15 protein-coding genes and 1 tRNA gene are annotated in these 13,740 nt (G+C 59.2%); 10 read left to right on the forward strand and 6 right to left on the reverse strand.

Features of this window, described 5'->3' with window-relative positions; all coding sequences use genetic code 11:
- Positions 1-207 (forward strand): transposase (locus tag A3A9_RS0133690; RefSeq protein WP_027062511.1); only part of this gene is annotated, 207 nt, incomplete at its 5' end.
- Between the two features lie 46 nt (positions 208-253).
- Here the strand turns inward: A3A9_RS0133690 and A3A9_RS0133695 are convergent.
- Positions 254-490, reverse strand: a complete 237-nt coding sequence (locus A3A9_RS0133695) for a hypothetical protein (protein ID WP_152536243.1) — start codon at positions 488-490, stop codon at positions 254-256.
- Between the two features lie 732 nt (positions 491-1,222).
- Here A3A9_RS0133695 and A3A9_RS45465 point away from each other — a divergent pair.
- Positions 1,223-1,801 (forward strand): hypothetical protein, encoded by a 579-nt coding sequence (locus A3A9_RS45465; protein ID WP_152536244.1) that lies wholly within the window; start codon positions 1,223-1,225, stop codon positions 1,799-1,801.
- Positions 1,802-2,333: 532 nt separating this feature from the next.
- Here the strand turns inward: A3A9_RS45465 and A3A9_RS44435 are convergent.
- Complete coding sequence (locus A3A9_RS44435) at positions 2,334-2,696, reverse strand: hypothetical protein (RefSeq protein ID WP_152536245.1); 363 nt, start codon at positions 2,694-2,696, stop codon at positions 2,334-2,336.
- A gap of 165 nt (positions 2,697-2,861) precedes the next feature.
- On the opposite strand from A3A9_RS44435, the gene A3A9_RS0133715 reads away from it, so the two are divergent.
- Together A3A9_RS0133715 and A3A9_RS44440 are read left to right on the forward strand one after the other, a co-directional pair.
- Entirely contained in the window at positions 2,862-3,638 is a 777-nt protein-coding gene (locus A3A9_RS0133715) for a hypothetical protein (RefSeq protein ID WP_152536246.1), read from the forward strand.
- A 14-nt stretch (positions 3,639-3,652) separates the two neighbouring features.
- Positions 3,653-4,135 carry a hypothetical protein gene (locus A3A9_RS44440; RefSeq protein WP_152536247.1) on the forward strand — a complete coding sequence of 161 codons (483 nt, stop codon included), beginning with the start codon at positions 3,653-3,655 and terminating at the stop codon, positions 4,133-4,135.
- 411 nt (positions 4,136-4,546) lie between these two features.
- Here the strand turns inward: A3A9_RS44440 and A3A9_RS0133725 are convergent, their stop codons facing one another.
- On the reverse strand, positions 4,547-8,017 hold the full coding sequence (locus tag A3A9_RS0133725; RefSeq protein ID WP_027062516.1) for an ATP-binding protein: 3,471 nt from the start codon (positions 8,015-8,017) through the stop codon (positions 4,547-4,549).
- On the reverse strand, positions 8,014-9,273 hold the full coding sequence (locus A3A9_RS0133730; RefSeq protein ID WP_027062517.1) for a metallophosphoesterase family protein: 1,260 nt from the start codon (positions 9,271-9,273) through the stop codon (positions 8,014-8,016). Before A3A9_RS0133730 ends, A3A9_RS0133725 begins: the two co-directional genes overlap by 4 nt.
- Before the next feature lie 116 nt (positions 9,274-9,389).
- Here A3A9_RS0133730 and A3A9_RS44445 point away from each other — a divergent pair.
- Together A3A9_RS44445 and A3A9_RS0133740 are read left to right on the forward strand one after the other, a co-directional pair.
- A tRNA-Phe gene (locus tag A3A9_RS44445) sits at positions 9,390-9,459 on the forward strand.
- Between the two features lie 907 nt (positions 9,460-10,366).
- A complete protein-coding gene (locus A3A9_RS0133740) occupies positions 10,367-10,750 on the forward strand; it encodes a hypothetical protein (RefSeq protein WP_027062518.1) in 384 nt (127 codons plus the stop codon).
- Between the two features lie 18 nt (positions 10,751-10,768).
- On the opposite strand, the gene A3A9_RS45985 is transcribed toward A3A9_RS0133740, so the two are convergent.
- Positions 10,769-11,236, reverse strand: coding sequence for a hypothetical protein (locus A3A9_RS45985; protein ID WP_245279191.1), 468 nt, complete (start codon positions 11,234-11,236; stop codon positions 10,769-10,771).
- A 59-nt stretch (positions 11,237-11,295) separates the two neighbouring features.
- Between A3A9_RS45985 and A3A9_RS46600 the strand changes: the two genes are divergently transcribed.
- Entirely contained in the window at positions 11,296-11,556 is a 261-nt protein-coding gene (locus A3A9_RS46600; protein ID WP_027062520.1) for a hypothetical protein, read from the forward strand.
- A 299-nt stretch (positions 11,557-11,855) separates the two neighbouring features.
- On the forward strand, positions 11,856-12,071 hold the full coding sequence (locus A3A9_RS0133755; RefSeq protein ID WP_027062521.1) for a hypothetical protein: 216 nt from the start codon (positions 11,856-11,858) through the stop codon (positions 12,069-12,071).
- A 666-nt stretch (positions 12,072-12,737) separates the two neighbouring features.
- Here the strand turns inward: A3A9_RS0133755 and A3A9_RS40230 are convergent.
- Positions 12,738-13,019 (reverse strand): hypothetical protein, encoded by a 282-nt coding sequence (locus A3A9_RS40230; protein WP_051371405.1) that lies wholly within the window; start codon positions 13,017-13,019, stop codon positions 12,738-12,740.
- Between the two features lie 387 nt (positions 13,020-13,406).
- On the opposite strand from A3A9_RS40230, the gene A3A9_RS45990 reads away from it, so the two are divergent.
- The gene (locus A3A9_RS45990; RefSeq protein ID WP_245279189.1) at positions 13,407-13,547 is read left to right on the forward strand and encodes a hypothetical protein; all 141 of its coding nucleotides are present in this window, start codon (positions 13,407-13,409) and stop codon (positions 13,545-13,547) included.
- A complete protein-coding gene (locus tag A3A9_RS0133770) occupies positions 13,522-13,731 on the forward strand; it encodes a hypothetical protein (RefSeq protein WP_027062523.1) in 210 nt (69 codons plus the stop codon). Before A3A9_RS45990 ends, A3A9_RS0133770 begins: the two co-directional genes overlap by 26 nt.
- Positions 13,732-13,740 lie beyond the last annotated feature (9 nt).

Here is a 13,740-nt window from a genome sequence, read left to right on the forward strand (position 1 = left end):
CGCGGCATAGTCGCCTGTATCCCGTCCAAAGCCAACCGCAATCTGCCGATCCCGCACGACACCTTGCTCTACAAAAGCCGCCATAAGATCGAGAACATGTTTGGCAGGCTCAAGGACTGGCGGCGCATCCACACACGCTATGACCGCTGCGCCCACACCTTCATGTCCGCGATCTGCATCGCTGCAACCGTAATCTTCTGGCTCTGATCAATGAGTCCTGAGCCTAGAACGACGGCGCCTCAGGGCTCGTTGATCAACCGCTTGATCTTCTTGCCTTGATATCCGCAGTCGTCGACCAGTTTTTGGCAGGCCGGCGAGAGCGGTCCTTGCTTAGCGCCGCCGGGCGCGGCGTTCTGGCGAAGGCCATCGCCATGTCGCCGTTAGATTTCAGCGCAGCGGCGATGTTCCCCTGATTGCCCAGTTCCGCCTGTAGCATCTGCAGTCTGGGAAGGCTGAATGATAGCGTCGGGCAGTCCATCAACCCGTCCATCGCCTCCGAAATCTGCTTCCTGATTTTATCGGCTTGGTGGCGGCTAGGCACGGCACCGCAGCCATGACCATTTTAAGATCGCGGCAAGTGCGGCTTTCACTGCATGGTTCCCCTATCCCGCAACGATAGTGTTGCACCCCTACACTGTCGCATCAGCCGGCTCAGGAATTGTGTTTGCGGCGGCGGCACAGGATGCGTGCTAGGTCTCATTGCGGCAATCCTGCGACGAAGAGTGCCGCAGTCTCCCTCGCCGCGCAAATGCTGCACGCGGCCGATCGGCAAGACTGCTGAGTGTATCGTTTTAACACAATCCCCAATTGGTAGACTCGCACGATGCACGGGCAGTTAATCCTTCCGGGCAAAGGAGGGCAGCGAACTGGGAGGAGACGATGCCTGTGCAAAAAGGCGACTATCGAACGAACAGAGCAGACTATGCCATTGCTGTGATGCATAGCCGAGCGACCGCTGACGACAGCGATCGCAACGAGTTGCTGGCAAGAAAAAAGAAATCCCTTTGGCTAAAAGACCAGCGATCCGCGAGATTGTCGGCAAACCCGGCGGAAAGTTCGTCAGGACAGAAAACCAGACCGCGCGGTTAGCCCGTCCGCACCACGAGGAGGGCTCGCGTCCTCAGCAAAGACGCGAGCCGACCAAGAGGACCCCGGGATGCAAATACTTTGGCGCTTTCGCACTCAATGTTGGCTGGCCGTAGCCTTGGTCTTTGTGTGGCCGATGGCTTCGTACGCCGATGCCGACGGAGAGGCCCTGTCAGGCCAATATGACAGCCTGCTCGTTTCCGTCGTTGACGGTCAGGTTACCGGTGCCCTTCATGAAGACCGCATTGGAAACGGGACCGATGATGCACCGCAGTTCAGCTGCATCTTCATGCTCAAGGGAAAGCTCATCGGAGATCATGCCGATATCGTGACGTGGGCGCCGGGCGACAAGGAGATCATCCACGGTAGCCTTGTGTTCAAAGAGGGCAGCGCGCTGCTGAAGCTTGATCAAAACCAGGCGGGTTGTTCGATGACGTCCGGCGATATGGTGGATCAGCCTTATGAAGTGACAAAGACCTCCGAAGGTAGCGGATGGCTTGGTGTTGCGATGGTTTCCGCAGAGAAGGTGATTTTCCGTTCAGGACCGGGAGCAAAACCAGGGCGGACACCTTTCGTTTTGCGGTTCGATCCGGTCGTCGTCGTGGCGCGCAGCGGGAACTGGGTCAAGGCCTCCTATCTGGGCGGCGACAAGCCTGTGACGGGCTGGCTCGACCGTTCGGAACTCGACTTCAATCCGCCACCCGACCGGCAGTAACGGTTTGCATCGATCATGCCGAATGACGACCTTCATGGCGAGGCGAAGGCAGCTCCCGGTTTCCGCTGGGAAATGGGCTTCGAGGTCACAGGCCTGAGAACGAGATGCAACCGTCGCCGGCTTCCAGCGTCCGAACGGACGATGAGATGAACGAAATATGGAATGCTTCGGCGATGATGCAGCCGTCATGATGAGCGCGGTGTGCACTGTGTGAATGTAGTGGTTGGTCGCTGTCTTCGGGAATGACCAACCAAGGCGGCGATCGTCGCCTCGGTGAATCCAAGGTCATTGGCGATACTAGCGAACCGTACCGCAGGACATGGGCGTGATGCCGGCCAGCCTTTGTTCAAGTTGGCTCATTCAACGGTTAAAACGTGAATTTTCTGGATAACCGAGTGGGTCTACCATTGGCCAGTGTCGAAACACAAAGCGGGATACAGGCGAGTTGATGACGGAGCCCACCGAGAAACCGTCTTCGTCATTCTGGTCGCGAGCGCGGCGCGATGCGTATGGCTCCCTTGTGACCGTCGGATCAATCATCTTTGCATTCTCGGTCGGTGGGATGATCTATGCCTTGATCGTCGCTGGGCGCATTCCTGTTCTCTTCGTTCTTGTTGCGCTTGCCAGCGCGGGTGCGGTTTTGCTGGGCCATCGAAATGGGGGTCACTTTCTGGATACGATGAACGACGATGGCGAATTTCCCGAAGAGAGGGGGCCGTGGCGTTGGTTTTGAGATGCGCAAGCAGGGCCGGAGCGAATAATCCGCTGACGGCGTCAATCTGGACGTCGAAAACGACAGCGGCAATGTCTCCAATCCCCAGGTTGTCAAAATGCGTCGGATCCCCGCCTGCTTCGGCGACTGGCGCATGTGGAGGATCGCGCTGGTAAACGGCATGACGCCGCCTCTCAAGTCCGATGTCGACAGGCACACTTGCACGTTGGAAGGACAGGACCTGCACCGAAGAATTGACGACATGCGACTTCAACGGTGACACGCCATGGTCGCCGCCCGCACCGCTGCCGCCAGGACAATAGGCAGCAGGATCCTAGGAGGCACCTTATGCATGCGACGCTCAAATCGGTCTATCACTTGCTATTGAGCCATCGACGGGTTGGACAATTGATCGGTGCGGCGCTCATGGCTGGCGTTGTCACTCCGACGATCGCGGATGAGCCGCGCCATCTCGATGCGCAGGCTGTCATGACGTTGAAAGAAGCGCGGACGTTGTGCGCGGCGGCGCTGGTCGAATCCGGCGTGCGCTGCACCGTCGGCAAGTTCGGCCGCGTTGGAGCGGTCGCCGGCCACAAATTCTCCTATGCCCGCTACAACTTAGAGCCGGCGCCTGGCGATCAGATTCAAACGCTTCCCTATTCCCGGGTCATTGTCTTTGAAAGCGCGACGCGCGCGATGCTTCGCCCAATCCTGATCTCGAGCGACGACGCGGCTTTCGAATACGATAGACCGGAAATCCTTCGCTCCGCCGGACGGATTGTCTTGCATATTCCTGCGGCGGAAGATGGCACCGGCTTTTTCAATCGCGAGCTTCTCTACGTATGGGAGAAGGGCGGATGGCACGACGTCGATGTCACGAGCTGGCTCGACGAGATCCAGCACAGGTTGTCGCCTGGTCTCGGAGCGTTGAAGGGCATTTTTCCGAACTATGCGACGATGAAGGCCGGGACGCCTATCTGGCATGCCGTCGCCGATTCAAACCCCTGTCCGACGGCTGGTCATGCCGACATTTCACTCGCATGGTCCGGCGATCGGATTGTCCTGACAAGTCTGCACATCAACACGTCGAAAAAAGCCTTGAATGACCAAGGCTGCTTCGAATAACAAGGCGGTCAATCATGAAAATGGGAACAACATCGGTCACCGTTGCCTTGATATCTTGTCTGCTAGGAACAGGGGTCGCTTTTGCGATCGACGACCCGATGAACGCGCACATGGGGCCAAATATCGACGATACAGCCTGCTTCACACGAAGCTACCCGTCTGAATTTCTGGCACGTCACACAGGGCAGCACGTGAACCAGGTCGAGGCTTCTTTCTATGTCGGCAAGAGCGGTGCCGACACTGGCCGTTGGTACTGGATGAGCCTGCGTGAAAAAGGTCAGACATCCCCAACGTATGCCTCAGGCGGGTGCTCATGGGTCGAAGAGTATGATCGTGCGCCAGACAACCCTTCGCGCAAGAAGCTTTGGGAGGGCGATGCCTGCAACGTTAGTGTCGGACTCAACGATAGCGATCAACCGAATAAACCAGACGATCTCAAGCTCAAAATCGCCAAGGACGGACAGTCGGTTACCATTCACACCGGGAACTACGTGTAGGTCCTCACAGGCGGTCCTGGCCATTGGAAAAGGAAGCGCCTCGACCTTGGGCGGGAAGACCGCGGTTTCCGCCTTCAACGCGTGGATGCCTCAATTTGCCAGCCGCGCAACGCGGGACTGGACACTTTGGACTGAAGGGTTTCGTGCTACGCGTCGTCGCCGCGGCTATTGTCTTAGAAGTCGACGATGCAAGAGCATGCCTGCTTGAGCGTGGCGACGATATCCCCGTGCCGGTCTCTGACAACTCGCTTAGCTCGACTTCCGGAATGCCGAGTAGCTTGGCGCCGCAGCTAATGATTGTTTCCGCGAGCAGGAATGACCTTGGGATGATGGCTTGATAGGTCAACGCCGCGACGCAAGCGTCTTGCCTCCAAGGACGTTTCCGTCGTCCAGGACAACAGACATGCGCAACTATCCGAGCTCGTGGATCGCTACGCCCGGAACGACGGTCTTGGCGATCTCGCACAGGTGCTGGTGATGCGTCAGGTAGATTACCTGTCCTGCACGCCCCATCTCACCAAACAACCGAAAAACCTCCTCGGATCGGAAATGGTCGAAGGTTTCCATGATGTCGTCGGCGATGAACGGGACCGAGGGCCGAAACTGGGCGAACTCGTAATATCCGGCAAGCCTGAGTGCCAGATAAAGCTGAAAACGCGCGCCCTTTGACAGGGCCTCAGTGACCTTGGATTGCCCGTCGCGCTGCAATGCGATGAGGACTTCGCCACCCTTCACCGGTTGAGTTGTCAGGCCAGAATATTGACCGCGCGTCATCAAGGCGAAAGCGTCGGATGCCCGCGCCATCATTCCTGAGCGATGACGTTCGCGGTAGGTGCGAAGCGCATTTGCGGCCGACATTATTCCAAGTTTCAGTTCGATGTATCGGACGGCCTTCTCCTCGATCTCCAGGAGGACCGTACGGCGTTCTGCATCGATGCGGGCGACCGCGCTGTCGCCGCCAATTGCATCAAGCTTGTCGGCTGCTCGCGTTTGCCGGACGAGTTGCTGCTGGATCGTGCTGTCGAGATCGTGAAGCCGTTGCTCGGTTTCCGCCTTCTCGACCGTGAGGCTGTTGAGATCCAGTGCATCCAGCATCGAACGCGCTTTCTCAAATCCTACCACCCCGAGGTCAGCCGAAATCTGCTCTTCGAGTCCGGCTATCGCAGTGCGCAATCGATCCCTGTCGCGCAGAAGCTCGTCGCGTTCCACGACTTCGGAAAGGGTGGTCACACCAAAGGCGCTCAGGACCTCCGTCTTGCGCCGCTCATGTGCAGACATCTCCGTATTGAGGATATCGCGAGCATCCTGCAGGCGCTGCAAATCATTGAGGAGGGTTGCCTTCGCTTCTTGGGAGCGCTCGGCGCGCTCCAGTCGCTCTGCAAGCCTGATCGCCAATTGTTCGGGATCGTCGTTGTTTTCTGCTTCGCTCGCTTCGGCAGCCACCTTGGTGACTTCGGCAAGAAAGGTGTCTCTGTCGACCTCCATCTTCTCGATGCGGAGCTGCATGGCATCCCGCTCCTGGAGGCTTCTCGACAGTTCCGACAATTGCTCGAGAACGCTGCCGACACCGGCCGCCGAAAGCCCACCTTCGAGCCAGGTCCCCTTGAGTGCGTCGGCGATGCCGGCCAACCAGTCTTCCTCACGGCGCTCCGCCACGTCAACGTCCCGGCGCCTGGCCGCCAATTCTTCCTCCCTGGCGCCGACGGTTTTCAGGACCTCGGCATGCTCGGCGTCCACTCTGCGCTGCCGGTCGAGAAATAGCTCCGCGACCGCCACGACCGCCTCCACACTGTCGCCGACATCCGCGGCGATGCCGACGCTCGCCATCGCCGTGCTCAGTTCCAGACGTATCTGTTCGCCCTCATCGGCCGACCGTCCCGCCTTCTTGCGGGCAAGCTCGACCTGCTCCCAAGCCTCGAGTGCCGCGGCACGCGCAGAGACATGGGCCTCGATGCGTTCAATCAGGTGCTCGAGCGACACTTCCTGGCATTCTCCGAGCAAGTCTTTTGTCACCGTCCGCATTTCCGCCAGGGCGGGATGGACGTCCGCATCGATGCGCGCGAGGTCTTCGCGCACGCGCAAAAGGTAGGCTTCGGCTTCAACAAGGTCGCGCGTTGTTGCGCGGATTTCCGCGAGTTTCGATGCGCTGGCCAGCCGGTCGGCGCCCGCACTGTCGTCGCGGGCCAATTCATAAGCGAAATCATCCGCCGTCTCGGCGGTCAACGCGCTTCGATGCCTTGTCCACGCCTCGCCTCGGGCATGCCGGATGGCTGCGGCGCTTTCATCGTCTTCGACATCGACCGAGGCGCGAAGCGTGCCGAGACGTGACGCGAGCTCATCGTGGTTGCGCCCATAATCTGCAAAACGTCCGGAGAGGACGGCCCTGTTTCGACCCAGTTCCGCGGCGAATGTTTTCCAGGTGCCAACCTGGCTGACGCTCGGAACCGACAGCCTGGACAGCGCCCTTGCGTCTCCGGACCATGGATGTAGAGCCTCTAGTGCCGCCTCCCAGCGAATTGCGCCGGCATCCTGCGCCTCATGTGCCGCCTTGATCTCTCCAGGATGTCCGCTTGACCTGGCCTTGGACAAGGCTGCGCTGAGTCTTGCCCTTGCGGGTTCGGGCACCGCCCTTTCCTCACTCACTCGTTCTCGTGCAGTCTGGAGCGCATCGAGCGCTGCGGCTGCCTCATCGCGGGCGACCCGCAGGCTGGTCGCTATCCCCGAGCGCTGCTCGACCATGCTGCGCACTGCGCCAACCGTGGCGGCGGGCAGAAGCAATGCGGCAGGATCTCGCTCGGATGACCGTCCAAGTGCTGCAAGGCAGACCGCCACGGCGTTGTTGAGGATTTGCAGGTCGGTCCTGCGATTGGGCAGGTCGAGGCCTGCCGCGCCATGGCGCAGCTTGCCTTGCGCCAGGCCGCGAACGCGTTCGGAAATCGCAAGGATGACCGCATCGACATCGACCGATGCGATTCTTCCCCTCACGCGATCGAGCTCATGGGCGCTGGCGGAGAGTCGTGTTCTGAGGCTCGCATCGCTCTCGATCATGTCGGCGAAACTGCCCGTCCAGGTCCGGGCTGGTGAGACGGTGTCGGGCAACTCAGCCAGTTGAGCTGACTTGCGCCTGACGTCAGCGAGCACCGGTATCGCTCGAAGATATTTCGCCATGGTCTCCAGCCGAGCCGACAGCGACGATCGCTCGGCAATGCTGCGGTCATATTTCTCAGTCGCGTCTATTCGTTCGGCTTCGAGGGTCTCGAACGTCGACGCTAGGGTGTCGATCGCATCCCTCCCAGCCTTAAGTTCGCCAAGCCGCTTCTTGAGCAGCGCAAGTTCGGTGCCGTGGGCCTGCTTGCGGTAGAGTCCGTCTGCTTCCGCCTCGAGCGCACCCAATGTGTCGCTCGCGTGCCCGAGGCCAGCGCTGGCGGTGAACAGCAGTTTGCCGAGGTCGCCACGCGACTCCAGGATCGACTTTCCGCCTGCTTCGAGTGTCTCGTCATCGAGCGAGAACATGGTGGTGTAAGCGTCACGGGAAAGGCCGGCGAGATGCGCTGATATCGCCACTTCGCTCACCGGTTGCCCCTTCGCATCCAACAACGAGTTGTTGCGCTGCTTCGTGCGCGTGAACGCATGCTCGGCGCCATCGAATTCGAGCACGGCGCCGATCCGCATGGCGCTGTACTCATGTAGGAAATTGTAGCGGCTGCGCTCCTCGATGCCGAAGAGCAGATCTAGATAGCCTGCAAGTGACGTCGACTTGCCGGCCTCGTTCAGGCCGAAGACGATATGCAGATCCGGCCCCGATTGCGGCTTCGGTCCGAAGTCGATCATGGCATCGGTGAACTTGCCATAACGGATGAGGTCAAGGCGCCGCAGCCTCATTGCGATCCGCCGGATTTGAGGCGGGCGGTGACCAGATCGGCGCCGCTGGCAAGAACCTTGTCGAGAAAGAGATCGAGTCCAGCCTCGTCCTTGCCGGCAAAATCGCGCCCGTCGGGCGGAAGATCCGCGACCACCTTCTGCACCAGCGCCCGCGCCTCGGCACGGAAGGCTTGCGAACCGGCATCGGCGCGCATGGACTGCGCGAGTTCGAAGATCGGATCGGCAATGCCGTCGGGTGTTTCGAGACTGGGTGTTGCGAGTGTGAGCTCAAGCTTTTCCATCCAGGTGTCGCCCACCTGTTCGGCGACCTGCTCAGCTTCTGCGAGCAGCAGGTCGCGGTCGCGGATCAGGGCCCAGGACAAAGGCGACGCGCCGGTTAGCGTAAGGCGGACCACAGCATGACGAGTTCTGACGGAGGTTCGGAGGTCTTCGAGCGCGGATCGGACACGGCCGACGACATCGGGCCACTCGACTGTGCCGTCGAGGTCGACGTCCACGCGCTCGAATTGCGCGATACTGGTCGGCCTTTCCTCGATCTCAATGGTGCGGTCGTCGCGGATCGTGACCAGGGTGACGGATTTCTCGCCGGCCTCGTTGATGTCCCTGCCCTGCGGTATCCCCGGCATCACCACCGTGCTTGCCCCGGGATGGACGCTTCGGACATGGATGTGTCCGAGCGCCCAGTAGCCGAAACCATGGCTGTGCAGGTCGGCGACGTTGCAAGGTGCGTAGACATCGTGCCCGGGCGATCCGGCCAAGCTGGTGTGCATGATGCCGACATTGACCGCGCCTTCGCGCGCGGCCGGGTATTTGGGCAACAGGCTTTCCGGCGCCTTGGGGCTGGCGAAGCTCAAGCCATGGAACGCCACGTCGATGCCGCCGGCCGTCTGCAGCACGGACTGGGGGCGGCCGCCGAAGATCGTGACCGTGTCGGGAAAGACCAGCTGTTTCGAAATGCGTGACAGCGCGTCATGATTGCCGCGGATTTTGAAAACCTTGATGCCGGCCTGGTGCAGGCGCGTCATCTGCGAGGCCAGGAAGCGGGCGGTTTTCATTGACGTCTGGTCGCCATCGTAGAGGTCGCCGGCGATGACTAGTGCATCGACACGCTCAGTGAGGCAGAGGTCTACGATCGAGATAAAGGCCTGTCGGCTGGCGTCGCCAACGAGTTCGGCAAGATCGGGGCTTCGCAACGCCAGTGAGCGTAGCGGCGAGTCGAGATGAATGTCGGCGGTGTGGACGAATCGAAATGGCATTGGGAATCTCCGGCAATGAACATAGGGCCCTTCGACCTCCTCGATCAAATGACAGGATGAGACGGACGAAACCCCTCCAGCTTGGACCGGGTTTTCTGGTTTGTGATCTGCCTTTCGGACGCCCATTGGCTGACGCGCGGACTGAAAATCCGCGTGTCGGTGGTTCGAATCCGCCTCTGGGCACCACAAATTTCGCAACCAGAACAGTCCCTTAATGGCACGTTGCCGGCGAATCCGCGCCGTTCTGTGTCGCGTCATGTTGCAACTGAATTACGTTGATTTCTAATGGCTTCCTGTGACAGTCGGCAGCTCGACGCAACATCAAACGCAACATGCCAGGGAAAATGTTCTTTCAAAAATTGGATTTAGGCAGTTTCTAAACCTCCGAGAAATCGTCGGCAATGAACGATCGCCTTTATGCTCAGATTGTGATCACCCAGATACTAATGCGCCAGGTATCGCCAGATTCACGATGGCCTGAGCGGATCGCGTTGCTTCTTGAGGAGCATCCCGATTTGACGCCAGAGCGCTTGTCTTTCCCCGCGGATTGGAAGGAGCGCCCTATTTGGCGTTAACATAAAGCAACCAGCCTATCCGCCACTCGTTGACCTATGCTGGTTGATCCCAGCACTCCACGCTTGACCCGCTGCTCTTCCCTCTGAGCGGCGGGCTATTTCGTTTGTCGGGTTGACAAGGTCGGTCGACGCAGCTCTCTTCTGCCAATGAAAAGCGAGGACACACTATGAAGAAAACATACGAAAAGCCTGTGCTTGTTAAAAAGGACCGCCTTTCCGTGATCGTAGCGGGTCCGTCAGCACCCCCCTTAGTAGATGTGCTTTGAAGATGACGACCGTTAAGAAGGCATATCAGAAGCCGGTGCTGACCAAGCGCCAGACGCTATCGAAGGTAACGGCGGCGCTGCCCGCTTCGGATTTAGCTCCCCTCCCCAATTAAGTCACTCAGGAATGCGGCGACCAGAGGCCTGCTGGCACATGTCGGCGGGCCTTTTGCGTTGTGCTCGGTGATGGCCACAGGGCATTGACTCCCTACCTTAGCGGGTAAGTAATGAGACCGGTCGTAGGGGAGAACACCAATGCGCATTCTTAAAGCATTCGTTGGGATAGCTACGCTCTTCGTTTTTGTCGCTGCTGCTAACGCTGAGGACGAAACGCTTGGCGGGGCAGACGCCATAAAGGCAATCGTTGGTAACACCATCATAATTGCCGGTCTGCCAACTGGAACTATCGTCCTGTTTGTTGGTGCAGACCACACCATTGACGGTTTCAAAGTGAGGGACAAGGATCGACACAGCGACACGTGGTCCGAGAAGGACAAGAAGTTCTGCCTCAAGGAAGAACCTAAGTGCGCCGATGTGCTTGTCACCGGGACCATCGGCATTATGAATTGGGGAGACCAGCCCTATCAATTCAGTATAGATCAGGGCAATACCGTCGACGCTCATATGGCTGACCAGTAGTCAAAATCTGCCCCGTTATTAGCGCCCATCGCTCGCCTTGGCGTAGCTGTTCGCCTGCCCCATGCCGCTGTGCTTCGACGCGTCAGGCGTATAGCCGAACCCGACTGCACGCCGCTTGCATGATGAGCAGCGCATCCTCGCCGCGAGATCGGTCGCCACGGCGGGCGTATCAGGGCCGAACCGTTCTGCGAGGGCCACGAGGTCCAGCGTCTGGGTATGGTGGCAGTGGAGGCAGTGCACGCTGACTTGCATCCCCGCCTTAATCAATGATCCGAACGTCCACGCCATCGCGAACATTAGCGAGCGCTGTTCCCGAATCAACTTTTGTTCGCGGTGTGTTAGCGCATGTGGTACCGTCACCTGGCCAAGGCAGCGAAGGCGCTGGAAGTTGAAAGCGCGATCATCGATGGCGAGGTCATCGTCTTGAATGACGCCGGGCTCTCGGACTTCGCGGAGCTGCGAAAGGCGATCACCAGCCGCCAGCATGACCTCTACTTCGTGGCCTTCGATCTGCTCTTCACCTCAACGGGCACGATCTGCGTGACATGGCGCTGGAGGATCGCCGCGAGATCCTTGAGGGCATCATCGAGCCCGGAGAAAACATTCAGTTCAGCCAGGCCATGCCGGGCGACGCGAAGGCCATCTTTCACCTGATCGACGAAGCCGGTATCGAGGGCATGGTCTCCAAGCGTCGCGACAGCAACTATCGCAGCGGCCGGTCGACAAACTGGCTGAAGATCAAGAGCTACGCCGTCGAGGGATACGAGATCCTTGGTGTTGAGCGGGAGATGGGCAAGCCGCTCTGATGGCCGACCGCGCCACCGCCAAGTATGTCGGCCAGACTGTGGATAGTAACCACTTGTTAACCAACTTTCGGCAACGTGATTGCGGGCGACGGACTCAAGCTGAACGTCGCCTGCGCACCCATCCGAACCCCCCGGGTGCCTGCTATAGCTGACGACCGACGCGGAAAGACACAGCCCCCCGCCTACTGCGCCGGTCGTCAGTTTTTATACCGCTTGCGGGAGATGTCGGACGACGAGCCCGACGAGAGCATGATAGACCGGATCGTAGGTCGTTAGTTGCCGAACGGGTGGAGCGATCAATGAAGAAATCAGCCGAACTATTATCGGTTCTTGGCGATCAAATTGATGCCGCAAAGCTGCATGTAGCTTCGCTGGACAACCTCACACTACGCAATCTGAGGGCAAACCTGCCTACGAGCCCAGCTCCCGGCACGGCCGAAATGCTTATGCTCCTCCTTGTCTTTCGAGAGGCGGAACGCCGGGAGTTAAGTTTTGAGAAGACAGCAATCCATTGAGCAAAACCTGATCAGTCGAAAAGTCGGCCGCTTGGCAGTCTCTGTACCAATCGCCGCGTCGTAAATTTCAGCTTCGATCCGGCCACTAACGGGTTTGACCGTCAACGATTGCGGGCTTGGATGCGCCCGAAGACGAGCTGGTTTCTTGCAGGGTATAGCTGAACCCGATTGTCTTCCCTCTGCAATTTGGACAGCGGAGCATCGGCGAAAGGTCAGGCGCCATAGCGGAAGCATCCGGACCGTGCGTGTCGCGCCACTTTACTAGGTCAAGTTTCACTGTGTGACCGCAACGCACGCAATGCGCCGTAATTCCCATGTCCGCATCGATCAGACTTTGGAAGGTCCATTTCATCAGTTCAAACTCGTTGATCGTTCGAGTTTTACGGACTCGTACTCACGGGAGTTTCGGAGACAGACTGTCGCAGGTCTTGCCACGCAAAACAGCGCGCTCCATGAAAGGCAGCCCCGCTAAGGCGTGGCTACGACTCGGCGGCTTGGCCTACAGGCTTTGAACGCAAAAAACCCGCTGGCTCAGGCCAGCGGGCTTGTATGGGACATCTGCAACGTTACGGCTTAATGGTAATCGAACTTGATGTACCGGCCGTCACCGCCGACAAGCGGTCGCGCTTCGATTGTAGATCGATTCCGCAGCCTTGCGCCGTGCGCCTACCGACCGCCCTTCGTCTTGGCGTAGAGATTTTGCCCCATGCCCGAAACCTTCGTGGAATCGGGCGAGTAGATCAGGCCAACGCCCTTCGACTGGCACACCTCGCATTTCAGCTTCGGCCGCAGATCCCATTGCATCGCTGGTGCATCCGGCCCGAACCTGTCGCGCAGCGCATCGAGGTTCAATGTCTTGCTATGGTTGCAGGCTGCCTTGTGGCAAAACGCCGTGACTGCCATCTTGCCGTCGATCAAAGATTGCAGGGTCCAGTTTTTACCGATCATTTGGATCACGATTGTTGCGCGCGAAGTTCGGCCTCCATGGGATCCCCGATCGGCTTCGCCTTCGATGACCCAGGCAGAGGATCGCCGTCATAGCCCTGTAGCCACGCCTCGCCATGCTCTTCCCAGTATCCAGGCACGGCCCGCTCCCTACCATCCTTGCGCGCCTGCTGGCCATACATCCAGGCGTAGCCGGCGCGCTCTTGGTCCTTCTTAGCTACTCGATCTGCTCGGCGTCGAGCGCGAAAACGGGAAGCCGGCCTTCGCCCTGATGGCCGACCGGGCGACGGCGAAATATGTCGGTTCGGCCTTCATTAACTCCAGCCGCGCTATCCGCGAGCGGCTCTGGAAGCGCGTCCAGGAGCACGCCGGACCGGCGCGCCGAAGGGCATGAAGCGGACGGCGACCCAATGGGTCAAGCCGGGCATCGTCGGCCGTGTGAAGCACTTGCGCGGCGAGGAAGATCTGCGGCATGCTTCGCTCCAGGATTTCCGGGAGGAAGATCATGCCAATCCAACGAAGAGCTACTGAGGTCGGCATATTCGACGCGGCCGAACTGGCTTTGCTGGGGAGGGTTTTTGATCAAATCGTTGTCCCCGATCAGTCGCCGGACATGCGCGAGGTCATCGCCTCCCGCATTATTGCCAACTATATGGCGGGGATCAGGGATGAGGCCGAGTTGGTCTCGTTTTCAAAGCAGCCGCTGGGCCGATAGAGGAAAGCG

This window comes from Mesorhizobium loti CJ3sym (assembly GCF_000472785.1).
GTDB classification, from domain to species: domain Bacteria; phylum Pseudomonadota; class Alphaproteobacteria; order Rhizobiales; family Rhizobiaceae; genus Mesorhizobium; species Mesorhizobium loti_E.